Source organism: Amycolatopsis sp. NBC_01480 (assembly GCF_036227205.1).
Taxonomy (GTDB): domain Bacteria; phylum Actinomycetota; class Actinomycetes; order Mycobacteriales; family Pseudonocardiaceae; genus Amycolatopsis.
The window spans coordinates 3,914,760-3,936,483 of the sequence record NZ_CP109442.1; the positions used below are offsets into that span (position 1 = coordinate 3,914,760).

The following is a 21,724-nucleotide window of genomic DNA, read 5'->3' on the forward strand; positions in this document are numbered from 1 at the left end:
GAACCGTGGGCATCCGGCGCGCGGATGCCCACGGGTGCGTCAGCGGTAGTTCGTGAACTGCAACGCGATCTCGAAGTCCTCGCCCTTCAGCAGGGCGATCACGTCCTGCAGTTGGTCCTTCTTCTTGCCCGAGACGCGCAGCTGGTCGCCCTGGATTTGGGCCTGGACGCCCTTCGGACCCTCGTCGCGGATGAACTTCGCGATCTGCTTGGCCTTGTCGGAGGCGATGCCCTGGAGGATCTTGCCGCCGACCTTGTAGATCTTGCCCGACAGGGCGGGCTCGTCCGCCTCGAAGGCCTTCAGCGAGATGCCGCGTTTGATCAGCTTCTCCCGGAAGACCTCGATCGCCGCGAGCGCGCGCTCCTCGGTCTCCGACTCGAAGGTGACGGCTTCCTCGCCGGCCCAGCTGATGGTGGTGCCGGTGCCCCGGAAGTCGAACCGGGTGCCGAGTTCCTTGCTCGCCTGGTTCAGGGCGTTGTCCACCTCCTGGCGGTCGACCTTGCTCACCACGTCGAAAGAGGGATCCGCCACGTGTCCTCACACCTCGTACTCGCTCGTCAGGGGCCACCAGCCTAGCCCCTGCCCCACCCGCGGGTATCCCGGTTGACCCCGGCCCCGGCCGGTTGGGTATCCTTCTCCACGGCTGGTTCGCCCGGCCATGGCGAGTTGCCCGAGCGGCCAAAGGGATCTGACTGTAAATCAGACGGCTCAGCCTTCGGGGGTTCGAATCCCTCACTCGCCACACCAGCCAGATCGGCCCGGTGACCATCAGGTCGCCGGGCCGATCTTGGTTTACGGGCCGTTCAGGTGCTCAGGTCTCGCGGCGGCCGCTGGTCCTAGCCAAGCAGGTCGAGGAACTCCGCCGCGGTGAGGCCGGCCTGCCGGAGGATCGACGACAGAGTGCCACGCTTGATGGTCCCGTGCTGGGGAACGACAACGACGCGGCCGTCCTTGTGCCGGAAGACGGCGTGGCTGCCTTTTGTTCGGCTGTGCTCGAATCCGACGGATTCGAGAATGCGAATCACTTTGCGGACCGGCAGGTCGGAGAGAGCCGGGCTCACGCGGCGCCGGGCACCTGGAATGAGGTGACCAGGGGCGTCGCGCTGGGGTGCGGGTCCTCGGCCTCTTCGAGGTACAGCTCGACGGCTTCAGCCAAGTTGGCCAGCGCCTCGTTCACACTGGCGCCCTGGCTGGCCACGTCGACCTCCAGGCACTGGGCTACGTACCAGTCCTCTTCCTGATGGACGGCGGCGGTGAACACGTTCGACATAGCTCCAAGGATAAGGGCTGGTGGGTTCGAGCGGGGACTACCCGAATCCGGGTCGTGCGGCCGCACCGTGGTCGCACGGGTCGGCCGAAACCCAAAAGCCCTGATCACGGCCTCGCAGTACTTCACCGTAAATCAGACGGCTCAGCCTTCGGGGGTTCGAATCCCTCACTCGCCACACCAGCCAGATCGGCCCGGTGACCATCAGGTCGCCGGGCCGATCTTGTTTGTGCGCCGAAATCACGCAGCCTGGCGCACCGCTGTAGAAGCCGGCGTCAGAGCCAGATCCAGCACCTCACGAACGTTCGCCACAGCGTGGACATCCAGCTGCGACAGGACTTCGGCCGGGACGTCGTCCAGGTCGGGCTCGTTGCGTTGCGGGATGATGACCGTCTTCATGCCCGCGCGGTGGGCGGCCAGCAGCTTCTGCTTCACGCCGCCGATCGGGAGGACCCGGCCGGTCAGGGAGACCTCGCCGGTCATCGCGACGTCGGCGCGGACCACGCGGCCCGAGAGCAGCGACGCGAGCGCCGTGGTCATCGTCACGCCGGCCGAGGGGCCGTCCTTCGGCACCGCGCCCGCGGGGACGTGGACGTGGATGCCGCGGTCCTTCAGGTCACTCACCGGCAGCTCCAGCTCGGCGCCGTGCGAACGCAGGTACGACAGCGCGATCTGCACCGACTCCTTCATCACTTCGCCCAGCTGCCCGGTCAGTTGCAGACCGGTCGCCCCGCTTTCCGGGTCGGCCAGCGACGCCTCGATGTACAGGACGTCACCGCCCGCGCCCGTCACCGCGAGGCCCGTCGCGACGCCCGGCAACGCCGTGCGCTGCGTCGAGGCCGGCAGCGAAGACTCCGGCACGTGCCGCGGGCGGCCCAGGTACGTCTCCAGATCGTTGGCGTCCAAGGAAACCGGCAGCGAGAGCTCGTCGAGCGCCACCTTCGTCGCGATCTTGCGCAGCACCTTCGCGATGGTCCGGTTCACGTCGCGCACGCCCGCCTCGCGGGTGTACTCGGCGGCGATCCGGCTGTACGCCTCGTCGGTCAGCACCACGTCGCCCGGCTTGATGCCGGCCCGCTCCAGCTCACGCGGCAGCAGGTGGTCGCGCGCGATGGTCACCTTCTCGTGTTCGGTGTACCCGTCCAGCGTGACCAGCTCCATCCGGTCCAGCAGCGGGCCGGGGATGGTGTCCAGCGCGTTCGCCGTGGCCAGGAAGACCACGTCGGACAGGTCCAGCTCCACCTCGAGGTAGTGGTCGCGGAACGTGTGGTTCTGCTCCGGGTCCAGCACCTCCAGCAGGGCCGCCGTCGGGTCGCCGCGGTAGTCGGCGCCGACCTTGTCGATCTCGTCCAGCAGCACGACCGGGTTCATCGAGCCGGCCTCCTTGATGGCCCGCACGATGCGGCCGGGCAGCGCGCCGACGTACGTGCGCCGGTGCCCGCGGATCTCCGCCTCGTCCCGGATTCCGCCCAGGGCGACCCGGACGAACTTGCGGCCCATGGCCCGCGCGACGGACTCGCCCAGCGAGGTCTTGCCGACCCCGGGAGGGCCCGCGAGCGCGAGCACGGCGCCGGAACGCCGTCCGCCGACCGGGCCGAGGCCCGATTCCGCGCGACGCTTGCGCACGGCCAAGTACTCGATGATGCGTTCCTTGACGTCGTCGAGGCCCGCGTGGTCCGCGTCGAGCACGGCGCGCGCGGCGGCGATGTCGTAGACGTCCTCGGTGCGCTCATTCCAAGGCAGCTCGAGCACCGTGTCGAGCCAGGTGCGGATCCAGCCGCCCTCGGGCGACTGCTCGGAGGTGCGCTCCAGCTTGTCGACCTCGGCCAGCGCGGCCTTCTTCACGTTGTCGGGCAGTTCGGCGGCCTCGACGCGGGCGCGGTAGTCGTCGTCCTCCGCGGTGCCGTCGAGTTCGCCCAGCTCCTTGCGGATCGCCTCGAGCTGGCGGCGCAGCAGGAACTCCTTCTGCTGCTTCTCCATGCCGTCGGCGACGTCCTTGCGGATGGTGTCGGTGACCTCCAGCTCCGCGAGGTAAGCACGGCTCCATTCCAGCGCCTTCTCGAGCCGTGCGCTGACGTCGAGCGCGTTCAGCAGCTCGATCTTCTGCTCGGTGTTCAGGTACGGCGCGTTGCCGGACAGGTCGGCGACCGCGGACGGGTCCTCGATCTGCTGGACGGCGTCGATCATCTGCCAGCCCCCGCGCTGCTGGAGCACGGAGATCACGACCGCCTTGTACTCGGCGGCGAGCTTGGCGGAACGGTCGTCGGTGGTCTCGGCGGCGTCGTCGGCGTGGACCCAGCGGGCCGCGCCGGGGCCGTCGGCGATGCGGCCGACGACCGCGCGGCCGGTGCCGCGCAGCAGGACGGCGGCCTTGCCACCGGGGACCCGGCCCACGCGCTCGACGGTCGCGACGGTGCCGAGTTCGGCGTATTCGCCGTGGACCCGCGGCACGATCAGGACCTCGGCCTTGGCGGCCGCGCCGGAGTGGATGCCGGGGAAGGACGCCGTCGAGGGCGTCTTGGCCTGGGCGGACTCCACTGCGGCCCGGGTCTCGGCGTCGGTGAGGTCGAGCGGGACCACCATGCCCGGCAGCACGACGTCGTCATCGAGCGGAAGCACGGGCAGGAGGCGGGTGTCGGTCATGTGCACTCCTCGGATAGTTGAGTCTGCACTGCTCAACTCTCCGACGGGCCGGTTTGTTTCCGGAGGAGTGTTCGCTGGGAGCGATCGGTCAGGCGGGCCGCCGCGCGACCGCGCACCAGGCGAACGGCCGGGTCTCGGCTTCCACCGCCGAGACCGCCTGCTCCGGGCGCCAGTCCGGCAGCGCCGTCAGCCCCGGCTCCAGCAGGGGCCAGCCGCCGAACCACGGCAGGATCTCCTCGGCCGAGCGGAGGTACGCGGGGTTCGAGGTGTCGCGGTAGGCGTCGACGAAACGGCGGACTTCCGCGGCGCGCTCGCGTGGCGCGTCGTCGGTGCAGGTGCCGTGCGTCACGGCCAGCCAGGACCCCGGCGCGAGCTTCGCGCGGTAGGTGGCCATCAGGCCGTCGGGGTCGTCGTCCGGGCCGATGAAGTGCAGCACGGTGATCATCAGCAGGCAGACGGGCTCCGACCAGTCGATCAGCCGCTGCGTGGCCTCGTCGGCGAAGACCGCGGCCGGGTCGCGGATGTCGCGCTGGGCCAGCCCGGCCCAGTCCGTGGCGTCCTCGCGCTCGAGGATGAGGGTCGAATGCGCGGCCGCGACGGCCTCGTAATCCACGTAGACGACGGTGGCGGGCTCGTCCGCGGGCAGCCGGTCGCGGACGATCTCGTGCACGTTGCCCGCCGTCGGCACGCCGGAGCCGAGGTCGACGAACTGCCGGATGCCGGCGTCCAGCGCGGCCTCGACCACCCGGTTCATGAACGCCCGGTTCTGCCGCGAGATCGGCCGGATCAGCGGCCAGACCTTCTCCACCCGGCGGCCGAACTCGCGGTCGACGGCCCAGTTCTGGTCGCCCCCGAGGTACCAGTCGTAGACCCGGGCGGCGGACGGCTTCTCGACGTCGACGCCGACCGGGACCTCGTCCGCTGTCATGCCGGCGGCTTCTCCGCGACCCCGCACCAGGCGAACGGCCGCGCCTCGGCCTCGACCGCGTTCAGCTCCCGCTCCGGGCGCCAGTCCGGCAGGTGCGTGATGCCCGGCTCCAGCAGCGGCCAGCCGCCGAACAGCGGCTCGATCTCGTCGCGGTCGCGCAGCCACATCGGGTTGCTGGTCTTGCGGTACTGCTCGACGAGCCAGCGCAGGCCTTCGAGTGCCGAGCCGCTGCCGTCGCCCTCGCTCATCTGCGAGATGGCGAGCCAGCTGCCGGGCGCGAGCGCGTCGCGGTACGCCTTGACCATGGCTTCCGGATTGTCGTCCGGGCCGACGAAGTGCAGCACCGCCATCATCATCAGGCAGACCGGCCGGTCGAAGTCGATCAGCTCGAGGGTGACGGCGTCGCGCAGCACCGACCTCGGCTTGCGCATGTCCGAGTGGACGATGCCCGCCCAGTCGGTGGCCGCCGCCTCCTCGAGGATCAGCGTGGCGTGCGCGACGGCGACCGGCTCGTAGTCGACGTACACCACGGTCGCGGTGTCCTCGTCGTCCAGCTCGGCCTCGATGATCTCGTGCACGTTGCCCGCCGTCGGCACGCCGGAGCCGAGGTCGACGAACTGCCGGATGCCCGCCGCGAGCGCCGCCTGCACCACGCGGTTCATGAACTCGCGGTTCTGCCTCGCCCCCGGCTTCACCAGCGACCACTGCCGCTCGGCCCGCCGGCCGAACTCGCGGTCGACGGCCCAGTTCTGGTTGCCCCCGAGGAACCAGTCGTAGATCCGGGCCGCGGACGGCTTCTCGGTGTCCACGCCTTCCGGCGCTCTCGGTGCGGAATCCGGTTGATCGGTCACGCGACGACTCCCCTCGTCAGGCACTACAGCCAGCCTAGTCAGCGCGGTGGCGGCAGGCAGCCGCCAGTCGCCGCGAGGGGACCGCTCGTCGCAGGGGCGGTCAGCGGACCGCGGGCCGACGCTGCCATCCCGTCCACAGTGGACGGTAGCCCTGGGCGTACCAGAACGGCGTCGACCGCGGGTTGGCCAGCGCGTGGTGCAGGAGGACGACGTCGGCGCCGGCCTCGTCGAAGACCTGGTGCGCGTGGGCCGCCAGCGCGGTGCCGACACCGGCCGAACGCGCGGCCTCGGCGACCGCGAGGGAAGAGAGGTACCCGACGCGCGAGGCGGCGACGCGGTGCTTGATCCACGACGTCTCGTCCGGCATCTGCAGCACGGCCATGCCCAGCGGCTGCCCGTACAGCTCCGCGATCCAGACCTGCGGCTCCGGCCGCTCCAGCTGGCGCAGCAGCTCCTTCGACACCACTTCCTCGGCACCGGGGCGCACCGTGACGCGGCCGAACTGCGCGTCGTAACGCTGGAGCTCGAGCATCAGGCCGACGGCGGTGTCCAGGTCGTCCGGCGTCGCGTGGCGGATGCAGACGCCGGGCGTCGCGGCGGGTCCGGGAGCGGCCATGCGCTGGGCCGGGCGGACCGCGATCACGCCGGCCGGCGCGAAGCCGTGGCGCAGGAGTTCGGCAGTTCCGGCGGTGTCCCGGCTGGGCCGGGAGAGCACTGCCGCACATTCGGGGTCCCCCGGGCGGGCGAGGGTGCGCAGGTGTTCATCCCATCGAGTGAGCAGGGCGTCCAGGGCGGCCGCGGGGTCGGGCCCGGCGAGCTGGACCTCGAGCCGGTGCTCGGCCAGCGCCCGCCAGATGGACTGGGGGCTGTCGGCGCCCAGCTCGGTGTGGGTGGCCAGGCCGGCCGCGCCGGTGGCGCCGACCTGGGCGGACAGCAGTGTGGTGTCCCCGTTGACCTCGAAGGGGAATGGCGCGGGAAGCAAGGCGTCCACCGTGGCGATCCGCGCCGCGTGTCCGGTGGCAGTCACGTCGTTGTGCATGCTTTCCATTGTCGTCCTGTGCGCGCTGGCAGAACCCCTGAACACGCCCCGCAGCGCCCGATGGGGCCGGATCAGAGCCGAACGGGGCGTTTCACTCCTTGGTCCACGCAGGTCAGCGCCACAACCCCATTGTTAACCCTGGGGTGATCTCCTACTGTCTCGAAAGGGACACGGGTACGCCCTACGGGGTACGGTATTGCCCTTGTCCACACCTGACGTCACTGATCGAGCGCGACCGGTTGGGCAGCCGGGAAGGAAGGTCGGATGCCGGACACGAACGCCCACCCCGATGCCGCCACCGGGGCGAGGCAGGGCAGGGCCGCCGGATCCGGATCCGGGACCTTGACCGAGGCCCGGACGGACGAGCGGCGGTTCCGCGTCTACACCTTCGCCGTGCTGAGCCTCGGGCTCATCGCGGCGTTCGCGGTCGGCGCCTGGCTCCCGTTCCACGGCTCGGCGAAGCTCTGGTGGATCGGCCCGGTCCTCGCGCTGGCCTTCCTGCTCGCCGAACAGCTGGGCATCAACGTCGACGTGCGCAGCGGCATCTCGTGGACGATCTCGTTCACAGAAATTCCGCTGGTAATCGGTTTCTTCGTGGCGCCGTTCGAGGTCGTGCTGGCCGCGCACCTGGTCGCCGGCATCGGCACGCTGCTGGCCCGCAAGGTGTCCGGCCGCGTCCTCTACAACGCGGGCGCGTTCCTGCTCGAGATCACCGGCGCCTTCGCGGTGGCCGGGCTGGTGAAGCAGCTGATCGGCGGCGGCGAGGCCATGCCGTGGGTCGCCGCGCTCGCCGGCACGCTGACCGCGCCGCTGGTCAGCACGCTGCTGGCGCTCGCCGCCGTGCGCGTGCTGCGCCGCCGGATGCGCGTGAGCACGGCGATCCGGCTCACCGGCCGCATCCTGGTGGTCGGCTTCGTGAACGCTTCGGTCGGCCTGTCGGGCTACCTCGTCATCTCGAGCACCCCGCAGGCCTGGCCGCTGGTGCTGGCCGTCTTCCTCGGCCTGACCGCGCTGTACTGGGCCTACTCCGACCTGCTGCGCGAGCAGCGGGACATGGAGGCGCTGTCCGACGTGAGCCTGATGGTCGCCCGCTCGGGCCAGCAGGCCGCCGCGCGCCCGGCCAGCCGGGCCGACGAACTCGTGGGCGGCGTCGACGTGCGCGAGTGGGCCACCATCGCCGAGCGGATCAAGGACCAGCTCGCCGCCGGGCGCGTGGTCCTGCGGCTGCGGCTGGAGGCGAAGGACACGATGCGCGTGGTCGTGGCCGGCGACGAGCTGCCGGTGCCCGACCCGTCCGGCGACGACCCGCTGCTGCGCCTGCCCGGCGCGCACGTCCGCCACTTCCGCATCACCGAGGCGAACCCCGACGTCCGCGCCGCGCTGCTCGACCGCGGCGCGCAGGAAGCGCTCGTGGTGCCGCTGCGCACCGGGAACCAGCTGCTCGGCGTCGTCGAGGCGCACGACCGGCTCTCGCGCTGGCGGGGCTTCGGCAAGTACGACGTCCAGCTGCTCGGCACGATGGCCAGCCACTTGGCGACCTCGCTCGACAACCGCCGGCTGCTCGCCACCCTGCGCCACGACGCGTACCACGACCCGCTCACCGGCCACCTGAACCGGCCGGGCTTCCAGCAGATCGCGAAGGAGCCGCTGCGCGACTTCGCCGACGCCGTGGTGCTGCGCATCGACCTCGACGTCTTCTCCACCGTCAGCGACGCCCTGGGCTACTCGTGGGCCGACCGGATGGTGATCGCGGCCGGCCGCCGGATCCGCGACGCGCTGGGCCCGGACGTCCCGCTCGCGCGGCTGGAGGGCGCGTCGTTCGCGGCGCTGCTCGTCGGCTGCACGCAGGAGAACGCCCACGCTTCGGCCGAGCGCCTGCGCGTCCAGCTCTCCGCGCCTTATCCCGTCGACCGGCTTTCGGTCGAGGCGAACGCGATGATCGGTTACGCCGCCACGACCTCCGACGAGAACGGCGAGCAGGTCGACGTGGACGGGCTGCTGCAGCGCGCCGACGTCGCCGTGCGCGCCACCCGCGGCGGCGAGGAGGTCCGCGGCTACGCGCCGAGCATGGGCCAGATCTTCCTGCGCCGCTTCCAGCTCGTCACGCAGTTCCGGCAGTCGCTGGAGGACGGGCACGTGTCCGTGCACTACCAGCCGAAGATCTCGCTGCCGAACCGTCAGGTGCAGGGCGTCGAGGCGCTGGTGCGCTGGGTGCACCCGGAGTTCGGCCGGCTCGGGCCGGACGAGTTCGTGCCCGCCATCGAGGCGGCCGGCCTGATCGGCGTGCTGACGTCGTTCGTGCTGGAGGAGTCGCTCAAGCGCGTGCGCAAGTGGCTCGACGAGGGCCTGCGCATTTCCGCGGCGGTGAACCTGTCCGTGCGGAACCTGGCGGACGAGGACTTCCCGGCGAAGGTCCAGCGCGAGCTGGAGCGCTTCGACATCCCGCCGGAGCTGCTCACGTTCGAGCTGACCGAGTCCGGGGTGATGTCCGACCCGCAGAAGGCGCTGCCGATCCTGCGCGAGCTGCACTCGCTGGGCATCGAGCTGGCCGTGGACGACTTCGGCACCGGCTACTCGTCACTGGCGTACCTGCGGCAGCTGCCGGTGGACCAGGTGAAGATCGACAAGAGCTTCGTGCTCGGCATGGGCACCGACCTCGGCGACCTCGCCGTGGTGCGCTCGATCGTCGAGCTGGGCCACTCGCTGGGGCTGACGGTGGTCGCCGAGGGCGTCGAGGAGGACGTCGCGCGCGACCAGCTGGAGGCGATGGGCTGTGACGTGGCCCAGGGCTACCTGATCTCGCGCCCGCTGCCCGAGGACCGCCTGGAGGCCTGGCTGCAGGCCCGCACGGCGCGCTCGCCGGGCCGGCACTCCGAGACCGTCCTGACCCTCCTGACCTGAGGTTTTGCTCCAAACCGACCCCGGGTGCACGACCGGGTGAGGCGCCTTGTAATCTTTTCTAGGCTTCAACGAGGCAGGCCCCTTTAGCTCAGTCGGCAGAGCGTCTCCATGGTAAGGAGAAGGTCTACGGTTCGATTCCGTAAAGGGGCTCGCAAGTAGGCGAGCTATGCTTGCAAAAAGCGCAAGCCTAGCTCGCTTCGCGGCGTCCTCTGGGGGTCAAACCCCCAGACCCCCGCCAGGGGCTCGCCCCTGGACCCCGGCGGGGTGGTCGTCACCTTGGCGGTGTAGCTCAGTTGGCAGAGCAAGCGGCTCATAATCGCTGTGTCGCCGGTTCAAGTCCGGCCACCGCTACGCGGTAACACTGGGGCTGTTGTCCCCGGACCTAGAGAGAAGGAAACGCTGTGGCTGCCACCGACGTGCGACCCAAGATCACGCTGGCGTGCGAGGAGTGCAAGCACCGCAACTACATCACCAAGAAGAACCGGCGCAACGACCCGGATCGCCTGGAGATGAAGAAGTTCTGCCCGAACTGCGGTACGCACCGGACTCACAAAGAGACCCGCTGACGCGAGCGCGGTTCTTTCCAGCTTGAAGAAGCCGTCCCGGGACCCCCGGGGCGGCTTCTTGCTGCCCGGTGACCCCCGCCGCGCACTGCGCGGGCCGGGGCGCGGCGTCGGATAGCCTCACCGGGTGCCTTTGGACCAGTCGTTCGCCGGGCGGAGCTATCCGCCGACCAGCAAGTACGCCGTGAGCCGGGAGAAGATCCGGGAGTTCGCCGACGCGATCGGCGACGAGAGCCCGTTCTACCGGGACCCGGAGACGGCCCGCGCGGCCGGCCACCCGGACGTGCTCGCGCCCCCGACGTTCATCACCATCCTCAACCTGCCGAAGATCAACGGGATCGTGAACGACCCCGAGCTCGGCCTCGACTACTCGCGCATGGTCCACGGCGACCAGCGGTTCAGCTACGAGCGCCCGGTGCACGCGGGCGACGTGCTGGAGATCGCGGCGCGCATCGACTCGATCATGTCCCGCGCGGGCAACGACTTCATCAACCTGCGCTCGGAGATCACCGACGCGGACGGCAAGCTCGTCTGCGTCACCCAGGCCCAGCTCGTGGTCCGAGGGGAGGACGCGTGAACGTCGGAGACGAACTGCCGCCGCTGGAGGTCCGCGTCACGCGGGACCAGCTGGTCCGGTACGCGGGCGCCTCGCTGGACTTCAACCCGATCCACTGGAACCAGCGCTTCGCCACCGAAGTCGGGCTCCCGGACGTGATCGCGCACGGCATGCTCACCATGGCGCTGGCCGGCCGCGTGGCCACGGACTGGCTCGGCGACCCGGGCCGGCTGGTGGACTTCAGCGCCCGCTTCACCCGCCCCGTCGTCGTCCCGGACAACGACGAAGGCGCGCTGGTCGAGCTGAGCGGCAAGGTCGGCGCGATCTCCGACGACGGCATCGCGCGCCTCGACCTGGTGGTCAAGTTCGACGGGAAGACCGTGCTGGGCAAGCCGCAGGTGCTCGTCCGCGCCTGACCCGCCGCCTTGCTCCGCCCGGTCGCCGTTTGCGCCCCAATGTGGCGTTGGTTGCGCTGAACGCACCGAACGCCACATTGGGTGCGTTTCAGCTCGAGCCGACCAGCGACTCGACGACGTCGGCCATGCCCGCTTCACCCCGGGAGTTGGGGTGGAGCGGGGCGGCCGGCGAGAGCGGGATGAGGCCTTCGATCCAGCGGGTCTCCGAGCCGGTGCAGACGTCGTGGCCCTTGCTCGGGGCGGCAGTGTCGGCGTAGCCCGCCTGGTGGGACGTCGCCTGCTGCTTGAGCATGTCGTTCATCTTGGCCAGCTCGTCGCGCAGGTACGCGACGTCGCCGGAGCCGAGGGGGACCGCGGGCCAGCAGCCGTCGCCGTCCGGGAGCACCGTGGGGTAGCCGACGACGACAACACGCGCCTTCGGGGCCTTCTGGTGGATCCGGTCGAGCACCGCGCCGACCTTGTCCGCGGTGGCGGTGATCCGGTCGGCGAGCTGGTCGTGGCCGCCGGCGGTGAGCTTGTCGTGGCACGGCTCGCCGTCGCGGTGCGAGGTGACGCAGCTCGGCGCGAGAGCGATGAAGCCGATGTCGTTGCCGCCGATGCCGAGGGTGACCAGCGTGGTCGCCGACGTGACGGCGTCCAGCTGCGGCGGGTTCGTGCCGTTGCGCGTGCTCTGCGAGCCGGCCATGTCCGACGTCTTCGCGCCGCTGCAGCTGACGTCCACGAACTGCGCGGGCTTCACCTTCGCGGCCACGAGGTGCGGGTAGTTGTCGTCCGAACGGTCGCAGCCGGCCGGGCTGCCCGCCTGCTTCCCGGTCCGCGGGGCCGAGGTGTAGGAGTCGCCGAGTGCGACGTACCGCCCGGTGCCGCCGCCGGTGCCGGAGCCGGACGGCGGCGCGGTCGAGGAGTCGTGCTTGGACTTGTAGTAGCCGTACCCGAGCAGTCCGGCCACGATCACCAGGACCAGCAGCCCGCAGCCGCCGCCGTTCTTCTTCCCCGCCACTCGTTCGTTTCTACTGGAGCCGGCCCCGGGTTACGACCAGTATCCGGGTGATCACCGCCCTTATTTTTGCGCCGGCGAACGGTGCCGGAGCAGGTCGTTGACGAGCCCGGCGCCGGTGGCCGCGTCCCGGACGCTGACGGCGATCTTGCGGCCGTTGCCGAGGTTGAGCACCAAGGCGCTGCCGCCGCGGACTTTGTACGCCGTGGTGCCGGTGAGGGCGTTGAACCGCAGGCCGAGGCCGCCGTCCCCGATGAGGCTCAGCTCGGCGGGCTCCGCCTCGGTGATCCTCGCCAGCGGGACGTGCCGGCGCGGCAGGCCGAACGCGCCCATCCGGATCGTCACCCCGCTCGCGTCGACCCGCGCCTGCACCCGGTGGGTCATGGCGCCGACGAGCGCGAACAGCACCGTGAGCAGCACGGCCGTGGTCCAGCTGAACGAGGTCGTGGTGGCCAGCAGGGTGGTGATCACGGCGGCGGCGAGCGGCGGCGTCACGAGCAGCACGGCGTTCGACGCGCTGCCCACCCAGACCGCGCGCTGGCCCGGCCGGAGCCCGACCGTCGCATCGGTCGCCGATGGCCCGGCCGCCACGGTGACGGCGCCTCCTCCGGCCAGGCCGCCGATGACGCCGAGCACGGCCGCGCCCGCCAGCGCGAGGAACACCGGCAGCGGGCTCCCGGCGTGCTGCCAGTCCGGCGCGTCGAGGTTCGCGAGCAGCACCCCGGTCAGCGTCGCGGCGGGGATCGCCGCGATCGTCGTGGCCACGCCCGCCCCGAGCCGGGGGAGTGATTCTCCCTTGCGCAGCAACACAATCGCGAGCGCGGTGAGGGCGAGCGTGAGCACCGCCCCGGCGATGGTCATCACCAGCGTGATCGAGCCGGGCGAGGCCGTGTTGTTGACGCTGTCGCCGTTCCAATGCGTGGCGATCGGGTCCGGCAGCCGGCCCGCCCAGGAGCCGGCGAGCACCGCGGCGACGGCGGTCGCGGCGCCGGGCAGGACCAGCGTCGAGACCAGGGCGCGGGCGAGACGGGTGCGGTTCATGCGTACCTCTCCTTGAGCATCGAAGCCAGTTCCTCCGGGCCGACGCCGGACCGGCGCGCCTCGTCCACCAGTGCCGTCACCAGCTCGCCGAGCCGGGCGAGCGGCTGGGCGCCGCCGATGACCACCGCGCCACGGCGACGTCGCAGGTCGATGAGGCCTTCGTCGCGAAGCAGCGCGTACGCGCGCAGCACCGTGTGGACGTTGATCTCCAGCGACCCCGCCAGCTCCCGCGCGGGTGGCAGCTGCTCGCCCGCGGTGAGCGTCCCGTCGGCGACGGCGCGGCGAAGCGAGGCCGCCACCTGTTCGAACAGCGGGGCGGTTGAGCCGGGATCGATGCGGACCAACATAGTTCTAACTGTACTAGAACTAACAGACGTTGGCCAACGCGTTGAAAAGCCCCCGCGAGCGGACCTCACGGGGGCTTTTCGCGGTGCTGTCGGCGCTAGAGGGTGGAGTACAGCTCCTCGGCCAGCTCCAGCGCGTGCGCGACGTCCTCGGCGACGTAGTGCAGGTCCACGAAGACCTCGGTGTACCCCTCGTCCACGACCTGCTTGAGCCGTGCGGCGATGTCGGCCACCGTCATGCCGGCGCGCGGGTTGGCGCGCAGGACGCGGCGCAGCGACGCCGGGTCGCGGCCGGCCTCGGTGGCGGCCGCCGAGATCACCGACCACATCTCGCGCAGGTGTTCCACCGGCGCCAGGGTCGGGAGCCAGCCGTCGGACACCCGGCCGACGCGGCGCAGCGCGCGCTCCGACATGCCGCCCAGCAGGATCGGCGGATGCGGCTGCTGGGCCGGCTGCAGCCCGATCCGCGATTCCGGGATCTGCCAGTGCTTGCCGTGGTGCGAGGCCGGGTCCGCGGTCCATAGCGTGCGCAGGACGTCGATCAGCTCGTCCAGGCGCGCGCCCCGGCCGGCCCACGGGACGCCGGTGACGGTGTACTCGTCGCGCAGCCAGCCCAGGCCGAGGCCGACGTCCAGGCGGCCGCCGGAGATCAAGTCCAGCGACGTGAGCGAGCGGGCCAGCAGGACGGGTGGGTAGACCGGCGCGACGAGCGTGCTCGTGCCGAGCCGCGCGGTGCTAGTGGCGCCCGCGGCGGCGGTGAGCGTGACGATCGGGTCGAGGAAGCGGACCAGCTCCGGCGGGTAGGGCTGCTCGGCCGTGCCGCCGCCCGGGTAGTAGTCCGAGGGCTCGACCGGGGTGAGTACCCGGTCACCGGTCCACAGCGAGGAGTAGCCGATCCGCTCGGCCGCGGCCGCGAATCCGGCGATGACGGCGGGGTCGGCCAGCTGGCCGTACTGCGGCAGGGCGAGTCCGAGTCGTAACGCGGTCACCGGGCCTCCTTGAAGGTGGCTTTTCCTTGTTGGGGAAGGGGATTCGGCCACGGGACGCGAGTCGCCGCCCAGCACGGGGCAGTTTGGCGATTAATCGCGAAACGGGGCACGCGGTCATCCTGGCACGGCCGCGCCGCGGGTGCCGCGCACAGCGGCGGGCGGCGCGGACTGCTCTGAAGGGGCGCGGTTGCGAGACTCCATACGGCTTGCCGTAGACTTCTGAACTCGGAACGCACTACGGTCAGCCCCGCTGGATGGTGGGGATGATGGAATGCGTCCTCCGGAGCCCGGGCGACCGGGCTCCACAGGGGTGTAGCTCAATTGGCAGAGCAGCGGTCTCCAAAACCGCAGGTTGCAGGTTCAAGTCCTGTCACCCCTGCGTACGGGTACTGGTGAAGCGGAGGAGTGGTCGTGAGCGACAGCGACGCCAGCGGCGAGCACGAGCAGGACGATTCGGGCAAGCAGCCCGGGATCGAGTCCCGCCCGGTGAGTGCTGCGGCTCGGCGTGAGCGCCGCGCTTCCGCCCGCCCGTCCGGCAAGTCCGAGGCGCGTCCGGAGAGCAAGAACCGGCCGGCGGGCAAGGCGGGCGACAAGGTCGCGAAGCCCGCCGACGCCAAGGGCGCACCGACCCCGAAGCGGGACCAGAAGGCCAAGAAGCCTTCGGTCTTCGCCCGGATCATGCGCTTCATCCGCGAGGTCTGGGCGGAGCTGCGCAAGGTCATCTGGCCCAACCGCAAGCAGATGGTCACCTACACCGCGGTGGTGCTGGTGTTCGTGGTGTTCATGGTGGCCCTGGTGAGCGGCCTCGACCTGGGCTTCAAGCAGGTCATCGGGCTGGTCTTCGGCTGACGCCGAAAGTGCGCGCCACCGTGCGCCGCGCGGGCCGGCCTGCCCGGACCCGGCAAGTGATCAACTGAGAGGACGGAACGTGACCTCCGACAACGGCACAGGAGCCGGTCGCGACCTGACCGAGCTTTCCGACGAGCAGGTGCACGCGGCCCTCGGCGACGAGGCGTCCGCCCACCTCGAGCCCGTCGAGGTGCCCGACGCCGACGAGGTCGACGGAACCGCCGACGAAGACACCGCGGCCGACGACACGGCGGACGAGGCCACCACGGCCGACACCGAGGACGCCGAGGCGGAGGTGGCCGAGCCGGCCGCCGAGGCCGACGACCCCGTCGCCGCGCTGCGCGCCGAGCTGATGGCCGCGCCGGGCGAGTGGTACGTGGTGCACTCCTACGCCGGGTACGAGAACAAGGTGAAGACCAACCTCGAGACCCGGACCACGACGCTGGACGTCGAGGACTTCATCTTCCAGATCGAGGTGCCGACCGAAGAGGTCACCGAGATCAAGAACGGCCAGCGCAAGCAGGTGCAGCGCAAGGTGCTGCCCGGCTACATCCTGGTCCGGATGGACCTGAACGACCAGTCGTGGAGCGCGGTGCGCAACACGCCGGGCGTCACCGGGTTCGTCGGCGCGACCTCGCGCCCGTCGCCGCTCACCGTGGACGAGGTGCTCAAGTTCCTCGCGCCGCAGGTCGAGAAGGAAGCCCCGGCCAAGGCCGGCAAGGGCGACTCCTCGGCGGCTTCCGCCCCGCTCGGCGGCGGCACCGTGGAGGTCGACTTCGAGGTCGGCGAGTCGGTCACCGTCATGGACGGCCCGTTCGCGACGCTGCCCGCGACGATCTCCGAGGTCAATGTCGACGGGCAGAAGCTGAAGGTCCTGGTGTCGATCTTCGGCCGGGAGACCCCGGTCGAGCTGTCGTTCACCCAGGTCTCCAAGATCTGACGGCCGGGAATACGGCCGGCAGTCCCCGCGTACTGGCAGGTGTGCGGGGGACTCAAGTCAGTTAGAAGGACACAAGGTAATGCCACCCAAGAAGAAGAAGCTTGCGGCGATCATCAAGCTGCAGATCAAGGCCGGTGCGGCCAACCCCGCGCCGCCGGTCGGCCCCGCGCTGGGCCAGCACGGCGTCAACATCATGGAGTTCTGCAAGCAGTACAACGCGGCGACCGAGTCGCAGCGTGGGGACGTCGTCCCGGTTGAGATCTCCGTGTACGAGGACCGGTCGTTCGACTTCAAGCTGAAGACGCCGCCGGCCGCCAAGCTGCTGCTCAAGGCCGCGGGCGTCGACAAGGGCTCGGCCGAGCCCCACAAGACGAAGGTCGCCAAGGTCACCTGGGATCAGGTTCGCCAGATCGCCAAGACCAAGGAGACCGACCTCAACGCCCAGGACATCGACCAGGCCGCGAAGATCATCGCCGGTACTGCTCGTTCCATGGGCATCACGGTCACGGACTGAGTCTTCTGCCTCGACTCCGTCGAGGCGGCGAGATCGCCTTGAGCCGATTTCTTCCCTCCCGATTCCGCCCGGCCAGGGGCCGGTCGAAATCGCTCAGTCCAGAAACCGGCGCGATCTCGCAGTTTCCCGTGGGAGAGCCAGTGCGGCTCGACACCACACTGATCCGATTTTCTTTAGGTAAGGACAGAAGCATGACCAAGCACAGCAAGGCCTACCGCCAGGCTGCCGAGCTGATCGACAAGGCGCGCCTGTACGCGCCGCTCGAGGCCGCGAAGCTGGCGAAGGAGACCTCCAAGACCAAGATGGACGCGACCGTCGAGGTCGCGATGCGTCTCGGTGTGGACCCCCGCAAGGCCGACCAGATGGTCCGCGGCACCGTGAACCTGCCGCACGGCACCGGTAAGACCGCCCGCGTCATCGTCTTCGCCGTCGGCGACAAGGCCGCCGAGGCCGAGGCCGCCGGCGCGGACGCGGTCGGCACCGACGAGCTGATCGAGCGCATCCAGGGTGGCTGGCTCGACTTCGACGCCGCGATCGCGACGCCGGACCAGATGGCCAAGGTGGGCCGCATCGCCCGCATCCTCGGCCCGCGTGGCCTGATGCCGAACCCGAAGACCGGCACCGTGACCCCCGCGGTCGCGAAGGCCGTCTCGGACATCAAGGGCGGTAAGATCAACTTCCGCGTCGACAAGCAGGCCAACCTGCACCTGGTGATCGGCAAGGCGTCGTTCGACACCGAGAAGCTGGTGGAGAACTACGCGGCCGCGCTGGACGAGATCCTGCGCGCCAAGCCGTCCTCGGCCAAGGGCCGTTACGTCAAGAAGATCACCTTCACCACCACGATGGGCCCGGGCATCCCGGTCGACCCGGCGCGGACCCGCAACCTCCTGTCCGAGGAAGCGGCCGTCTGAGTCGCACATCACGCGAAAGGGCGGTCACGCAATGTGCGTGGCCGCCCTTTTTTCGTGTCTGATGGGGACATGCCGACCTTCACGTCGTTCGACGGGCTCCAGCTGAGCTACACGGTGTGGGAAGGCGACGGCCGGCTCCGGCGCCCGGTTCTGCTCCAGCACGGTTTCGCCGCCGATTCCCAGGCCAACTGGGTCGGTCCCGGCGTCGTCGAGGCGCTGCTGGACGCCGGCTTCACCGTGGTGGCCCTGGACGCGCGCGGCCACGGCGGATCCGAGAAGCCGCACGACGAGTCCCGCTACGGCGAGGAAACGATGGCGCGTGACATCTCCGCGTTGCTCGACGAGCTGGGCTACGACGAGGTGTCGCTGGCCGGCTACTCACTGGGCGCGATCGTCGCGCTGACCGTGGCGGCGAACGACAAACGCGTGCGTTGCCTGGCCATCGGCGGCGTCGGCTCCGGGGTGGTGGACTTCGGCGGCGTCGACGTGCGCGTGGTGTCGCCCGAGCAGGTCGCGGCCGGGCTGCTGGCGAAGGACCGCGCGGACGTGCCGGCGGCCGTCCTGCCGTTCCGGCGGCTGGTCCGGCGGACCGGTGGTGACGTCGAGGCGCTGGCCGCGGTGCTGCGTGCTTCCCAGCAGCAGACGCGGATCGACCTGACCTCGATCACCGTCCCGACGCTGGTGCTGGCGGGGGAGTCCGATCAGCTGGCGGCCGAGCCCGAGCGGCTCGCGGCGGCCGTCGCGGGCGCCCGGCTGGTGCGCGTGCCGGGTGACCACATGACGGCCGTGGCCGACCCGGCGTTCGTGGCCGCGCTGGCCGGTTTCTTCGCCTACTCCGACACCGGCGACACCAGACTGGCGATTTCCTCGCCCGCGTAACCGAGTTCGGCCAGCACCTCGGCGGTGTGCTCGCCCTGCGCGGGCGTGTGCCGCCGGACCGAGGCGGGGGTGTCCGAGAGGATCATCGGCGGCCCGACCTGGCGGTACGTGCCCTCGGTGGGGTGCTCGACCAGCGAGACCAGGCCGCTGCCGGTGTAGTACGGATCGGTCTCGACGTCCTCGAGCTCCAGCACCGGCGCGAACGGGATGGACAGCCCGGCGCAGATCTCCTGCCACTGCGCGGTGGTCTTCTCGACCGAGACGCGGCCGATCTCCTCGTACAGCTCGCCGTAGTGCTTCGCGCGGCTTGCGGGATCGCCGAAGCGCGGGTCGTTCGCCAGGTCCTCGCGATCGGCGGCGAGGAAGAAGCCGTGGATGTTCTTTTCGGTGTAGGGCAGGATGCACGCCCAGCCGTCGGCCGTTTTGACCGCCTGGTGGCCCTCGGTCATCGAGCGGTTGAAGCCCATCGGGCCCACCGCCGGCTCGAAGGTGTGCCCCGCGAGGTGCTCGACCAGGTTGAACGCCAGCATGGTGTCGGCCATCGGCACCTCGACCCGCTGGCCGCGGCCGGTGGTGCGCTGGTGGACCACGGCGGCGAGCACGGAGTAGACGATGGTGAGTGCGCACAGCTTGTCGGCGAGGATCGTCGGTGCGTAAGTGGGTTTGCCGGTGGCGCGGCGCATCAGGTCGGCCATGCCGGAGGAGGCCTGCACGATCTCGTCGTAGGCGGCCAGCCCGGCGCGGTCGGAGTCGGTGCGGAACCCCTGGGCGTTGCAGTAGATCAGCTTGGGGTTTTCGCTCGCCAGCTGCTCGTAATCGAGGCCGAGGCGCTGCAGCGCGCCGGGGCGCATGTTGGTGACCAGCACGTCCGCCGACTTCACCAGCCGCAGGAACGCCTCGTGCCCTTGGGGCGACTTGAGGTCGAGCTGGACGCTGCGCTTGTTGCGGTTGACGTTGAGCGCGAGCGCGCCCATGCCGTCGTGCCGCTGCGGGTGCGTGCGCCGGGTGCTGTCACCGGCCGGCGACTCGACCTTGACCACGTCGGCCCCGAGGTCGCCCATGATCTGGGTGGCGTAGGGGCCCATCACCACGGACGACAGGTCGATCACCCGGATGCCGTGCAGGGCGCCTTGTTCCACTGTGCTCCTCCTTGGTTGGTCTTGGTTTTAATTTAGGCAACCTAAGTAATCTACGCAATGTGATACCTTGGTATCTATATGGATAAATCTCGGCAGCACCACCGCACGGTCGACCGGGTGGCGTCGATCCTGGAGGCGGTGGCGAACAGCGCGTCGGGGCTGACGTTGACGCAGCTCGCGGCCCGGCTGGACGCGCCGGTGTCGTCGGTGCAGAAGCTGGTGAACGGCCTGGCGGCGGTCGGCTACCTCGACGAGGAGGACCGCCGTTTCGTGCTGGGCCCGGCGCCGCACGTGCTGACCGTGCGCTCAGGGCGCGTGCCGGTGCGGTCGATCCCGCACGCGTCGCTGGCCGAGCTGGCTTCGGCGTCGGGCTGCGCCGCTTTGCTCGCGGTGCAGGTGGGCGACAGCGCGGTGTACGTCGATTGGGCCGGCACGGACGAGCCGTTCGACTACGCGCTTTCCCGCTCGCTGCGCTCGGCCCTGCCGCACACGGCGGCGGGCCGCGTCCTGCTCGCGTCGCTCCCCGAGGCCGCCCGCCGCGCCGCGGTGACGCACGAATTCGGCCCCGACACCCGCGCGGCCGTCGACCTGCTGACTGCGTTGGCCACGATCCGCGCGGAGGGTTACGCCCTGGTCGACTCGGGCCACGTGCTGGAGACGATGGCGGCGGTCGCCGTCCCGGTCGTCGAATCGGACCGGGTGGTGGCGGCGCTCGCTTTGTCGGCCCCGTCGGCGATCGTGACGGGACGGCTCACGGAACTGGTGGGGCTGCTCAGGAAGTCGGCGTAGTCGAGGGCTGCGACGGGGAGCACTTCTCCGGCCCGGGCGAGTGGCCGGTGATGAGCCACTGGCCCTTGTCGACCTTGGTCACCTGGAAGACGCCGAGCGCGGGCCCGCCCACGACGGCGTAGTCGCAGGAGTCGATGGTCGTGACGTCGGCGGGCGGCGGACCGGACACATAGGACGGAAGCGATTCGGCGTAGTCGTTCATGTTGGTGACCTGCTTGTGCAGCGCCTGAACGGCCACCCGGCAGTCCGGCTGCCCGACGTCCTTGGCGAACTTGGTCTGCACGTCCTCGCGGAACCGGCCGCAAGCGTCGTCGACGAGGCCCTGCGCGATGTTGTGGTAGACGAAGCGCACGGCCTCGTACGGGTTCGTCGAGTAGATGTGGTTGGTGTGATAGGTCCCGCCGCCTTCGGCCGCGATCTGGGCCGAGGACTTGCCTTCGTCGCTGGGGAAGAAGTGGCGGTAGGCCCAGGTGGCGGCGATCGCGATCAGCAGGATCACGATCAGCCAGCCCAGGACCTTGCCGCCGAGGCGCTTCAGCCAGCGCGGGGCTCCGCGGCGCGGGCGGCGGGGCTGTTCGTACGGCGCCAACGCTCCCGGCGGGCCCGGCGGGACGGGCGGCTGCCAGCCCGGCTGCGTCGCCGGCGGCTGCGCTCCCACGGCGACCAGCCCGGCGTCGGGGGCCGGAGCGGGCTGGTTGCCCTGCTGGGCCTGGGTGAACCGCAGATAGTCCTGGAACTGCTGGAATTGCTGGAACTGGCGTAGTTGCTCGGGATCGAGCGCGGGCTGCCCCTCGGACGGCTGTGGCAGTGCGGGTGGCTGCGCGGAAGGCTGCGGCAATGCGGGTGGCTGGGCGCCGGGCTGCGGCAGCGCGGGCGGCTGCGCGCCGGGCTGCGGCAGTGCGGGGGGTTGCGCGCCAGGCTGTGTCACGGCCGGAAGCTGCGGCCCGCTCTCGGCCGGATTCTGTTGCGGCGCAGGCGTTTGCGCGGCCGGGCCGGGCGCTGAGCCCGGCGGCTGCGACACCGGCGGGGTGCCGTCGGCAGGGGTGGGACCCGGGTCGGGGTCGCCGGTCCGCTCGCTGTGATCACGCTGCTCCGCCACGTCACCATGATGCCCGCTCGGGTGTGAATTCTCCGAACCCGGGCGTCTTGTCGCTGGTCAGGAGGGGGT

Annotated in this window: 23 protein-coding genes and 4 tRNA genes; 14 read left to right on the top strand and 13 right to left on the bottom strand. The window is 70.6% G+C overall.

Annotated features, from left to right (window positions below):
• Positions 1 to 39: 39 nt before the first annotated feature.
• Positions 40 to 531 carry a YajQ family cyclic di-GMP-binding protein gene (locus OG371_RS18760; RefSeq protein ID WP_091618448.1) on the bottom strand — a complete coding sequence of 164 codons (492 nt, stop codon included), beginning with the start codon at positions 529 to 531 and terminating at the stop codon, positions 40 to 42.
• Between the two features lie 129 nt (positions 532 to 660).
• Here OG371_RS18760 and OG371_RS18765 point away from each other — a divergent pair.
• A tRNA-Tyr gene (locus OG371_RS18765) sits at positions 661 to 742 on the top strand.
• A gap of 94 nt (positions 743 to 836) precedes the next feature.
• On the opposite strand, the gene OG371_RS18770 is transcribed toward OG371_RS18765, so the two are convergent.
• The 6 genes from OG371_RS18770 to OG371_RS18795 all read right to left on the bottom strand — a co-directional run bounded on the left by OG371_RS18770 (position 837) and on the right by OG371_RS18795 (position 6,728).
• Positions 837 to 1,061, bottom strand: coding sequence for a type II toxin-antitoxin system HicA family toxin (locus OG371_RS18770; protein WP_329070955.1), 225 nt, complete (start codon positions 1,059 to 1,061; stop codon positions 837 to 839).
• A complete protein-coding gene (locus OG371_RS18775) occupies positions 1,058 to 1,270 on the bottom strand; it encodes a type II toxin-antitoxin system HicB family antitoxin (RefSeq protein ID WP_329070956.1) in 213 nt (70 codons plus the stop codon). Before OG371_RS18775 ends, OG371_RS18770 begins: the two co-directional genes overlap by 4 nt.
• Before the next feature lie 237 nt (positions 1,271 to 1,507).
• The gene (gene lon / locus OG371_RS18780; RefSeq protein ID WP_329070958.1) at positions 1,508 to 3,910 is read right to left on the bottom strand and encodes an endopeptidase La; all 2,403 of its coding nucleotides are present in this window, start codon (positions 3,908 to 3,910) and stop codon (positions 1,508 to 1,510) included.
• An 88-nt stretch (positions 3,911 to 3,998) separates the two neighbouring features.
• Positions 3,999 to 4,838, bottom strand: a complete 840-nt coding sequence (locus tag OG371_RS18785; protein ID WP_329070961.1) for an SAM-dependent methyltransferase — start codon at positions 4,836 to 4,838, stop codon at positions 3,999 to 4,001.
• A complete protein-coding gene (locus OG371_RS18790) occupies positions 4,835 to 5,689 on the bottom strand; it encodes an SAM-dependent methyltransferase (RefSeq protein WP_329070963.1) in 855 nt (284 codons plus the stop codon). Before OG371_RS18790 ends, OG371_RS18785 begins: the two co-directional genes overlap by 4 nt.
• Before the next feature lie 100 nt (positions 5,690 to 5,789).
• Positions 5,790 to 6,728, bottom strand: a complete 939-nt coding sequence (locus OG371_RS18795; protein ID WP_329070965.1) for a GNAT family N-acetyltransferase — start codon at positions 6,726 to 6,728, stop codon at positions 5,790 to 5,792.
• A 264-nt stretch (positions 6,729 to 6,992) separates the two neighbouring features.
• Here OG371_RS18795 and OG371_RS18800 point away from each other — a divergent pair, with 264 nt between their 5' ends.
• From OG371_RS18800 to OG371_RS18825, 6 genes are all read left to right on the top strand, one after another.
• The gene (locus OG371_RS18800) at positions 6,993 to 9,629 is read left to right on the top strand and encodes a putative bifunctional diguanylate cyclase/phosphodiesterase (protein WP_329070967.1); all 2,637 of its coding nucleotides are present in this window, start codon (positions 6,993 to 6,995) and stop codon (positions 9,627 to 9,629) included.
• Positions 9,630 to 9,706: 77 nt separating this feature from the next.
• A tRNA-Thr gene (locus tag OG371_RS18805) sits at positions 9,707 to 9,779 on the top strand.
• Positions 9,780 to 9,907: 128 nt separating this feature from the next.
• Positions 9,908 to 9,980: transfer RNA gene (locus OG371_RS18810), tRNA-Met, on the top strand.
• 50 nt (positions 9,981 to 10,030) lie between these two features.
• Positions 10,031 to 10,195 carry a 50S ribosomal protein L33 gene (gene rpmG, locus OG371_RS18815; protein ID WP_020668467.1) on the top strand — a complete coding sequence of 55 codons (165 nt, stop codon included), beginning with the start codon at positions 10,031 to 10,033 and terminating at the stop codon, positions 10,193 to 10,195.
• A gap of 124 nt (positions 10,196 to 10,319) precedes the next feature.
• Complete coding sequence (locus OG371_RS18820) at positions 10,320 to 10,769, top strand: MaoC family dehydratase N-terminal domain-containing protein (RefSeq protein WP_329070969.1); 450 nt, start codon at positions 10,320 to 10,322, stop codon at positions 10,767 to 10,769.
• On the top strand, positions 10,766 to 11,164 hold the full coding sequence (locus OG371_RS18825; protein WP_329070971.1) for a MaoC family dehydratase: 399 nt from the start codon (positions 10,766 to 10,768) through the stop codon (positions 11,162 to 11,164). Before OG371_RS18820 ends, OG371_RS18825 begins: the two co-directional genes overlap by 4 nt.
• An 88-nt stretch (positions 11,165 to 11,252) precedes the next feature.
• Here the strand turns inward: OG371_RS18825 and OG371_RS18830 are convergent, their stop codons facing one another.
• The 4 genes from OG371_RS18830 to OG371_RS18845 all read right to left on the bottom strand — a co-directional run bounded on the left by OG371_RS18830 (position 11,253) and on the right by OG371_RS18845 (position 14,535).
• Complete coding sequence (locus OG371_RS18830; protein ID WP_329070973.1) at positions 11,253 to 12,164, bottom strand: SGNH/GDSL hydrolase family protein; 912 nt, start codon at positions 12,162 to 12,164, stop codon at positions 11,253 to 11,255.
• A gap of 60 nt (positions 12,165 to 12,224) precedes the next feature.
• Positions 12,225 to 13,202, bottom strand: coding sequence for a hypothetical protein (locus OG371_RS18835; protein WP_329070975.1), 978 nt, complete (start codon positions 13,200 to 13,202; stop codon positions 12,225 to 12,227).
• Positions 13,199 to 13,549: a GntR family transcriptional regulator gene (locus tag OG371_RS18840; protein ID WP_329070977.1), complete on the bottom strand. Its 351-nt coding sequence runs from the start codon at positions 13,547 to 13,549 to the stop codon at positions 13,199 to 13,201. The genes OG371_RS18835 and OG371_RS18840 overlap by 4 nt, the downstream gene beginning before the upstream one ends.
• A gap of 95 nt (positions 13,550 to 13,644) precedes the next feature.
• The gene (locus tag OG371_RS18845) at positions 13,645 to 14,535 is read right to left on the bottom strand and encodes a TIGR03619 family F420-dependent LLM class oxidoreductase (protein WP_329070979.1); all 891 of its coding nucleotides are present in this window, start codon (positions 14,533 to 14,535) and stop codon (positions 13,645 to 13,647) included.
• Between the two features lie 306 nt (positions 14,536 to 14,841).
• On the opposite strand from OG371_RS18845, the gene OG371_RS18850 reads away from it, so the two are divergent.
• The 6 genes from OG371_RS18850 to OG371_RS18875 all read left to right on the top strand — a co-directional run bounded on the left by OG371_RS18850 (position 14,842) and on the right by OG371_RS18875 (position 18,628).
• Positions 14,842 to 14,914, top strand: a tRNA-Trp gene (locus OG371_RS18850).
• 26 nt (positions 14,915 to 14,940) lie between these two features.
• Positions 14,941 to 15,384, top strand: coding sequence for a preprotein translocase subunit SecE (gene secE, locus OG371_RS18855; RefSeq protein WP_329070981.1), 444 nt, complete (start codon positions 14,941 to 14,943; stop codon positions 15,382 to 15,384).
• Between the two features lie 79 nt (positions 15,385 to 15,463).
• Complete coding sequence (gene nusG, locus OG371_RS18860) at positions 15,464 to 16,324, top strand: transcription termination/antitermination protein NusG (RefSeq protein WP_329070984.1); 861 nt, start codon at positions 15,464 to 15,466, stop codon at positions 16,322 to 16,324.
• 79 nt (positions 16,325 to 16,403) lie between these two features.
• Positions 16,404 to 16,838: a 50S ribosomal protein L11 gene (gene rplK / locus OG371_RS18865; RefSeq protein ID WP_091618458.1), complete on the top strand. Its 435-nt coding sequence runs from the start codon at positions 16,404 to 16,406 to the stop codon at positions 16,836 to 16,838.
• Between the two features lie 191 nt (positions 16,839 to 17,029).
• On the top strand, positions 17,030 to 17,749 hold the full coding sequence (gene rplA / locus OG371_RS18870) for a 50S ribosomal protein L1 (protein ID WP_329070986.1): 720 nt from the start codon (positions 17,030 to 17,032) through the stop codon (positions 17,747 to 17,749).
• A gap of 69 nt (positions 17,750 to 17,818) precedes the next feature.
• Positions 17,819 to 18,628, top strand: a complete 810-nt coding sequence (locus OG371_RS18875) for an alpha/beta fold hydrolase (protein ID WP_329070989.1) — start codon at positions 17,819 to 17,821, stop codon at positions 18,626 to 18,628.
• Here OG371_RS18875 and OG371_RS18880 read toward each other — a convergent pair.
• The gene (locus OG371_RS18880; protein ID WP_329070991.1) at positions 18,580 to 19,767 is read right to left on the bottom strand and encodes a CaiB/BaiF CoA transferase family protein; all 1,188 of its coding nucleotides are present in this window, start codon (positions 19,765 to 19,767) and stop codon (positions 18,580 to 18,582) included. The genes OG371_RS18875 and OG371_RS18880 overlap by 49 nt on opposite strands.
• A gap of 78 nt (positions 19,768 to 19,845) precedes the next feature.
• Here OG371_RS18880 and OG371_RS18885 point away from each other — a divergent pair, with 78 nt between their 5' ends.
• Positions 19,846 to 20,556 (top strand): IclR family transcriptional regulator, encoded by a 711-nt coding sequence (locus OG371_RS18885; RefSeq protein ID WP_329070992.1) that lies wholly within the window; start codon positions 19,846 to 19,848, stop codon positions 20,554 to 20,556.
• On the opposite strand, the gene OG371_RS18890 is transcribed toward OG371_RS18885, so the two are convergent.
• Positions 20,540 to 21,424, bottom strand: a complete 885-nt coding sequence (locus OG371_RS18890) for a hypothetical protein (protein ID WP_442876169.1) — start codon at positions 21,422 to 21,424, stop codon at positions 20,540 to 20,542. The genes OG371_RS18885 and OG371_RS18890 overlap by 17 nt on opposite strands.
• Positions 21,425 to 21,724 lie beyond the last annotated feature (300 nt).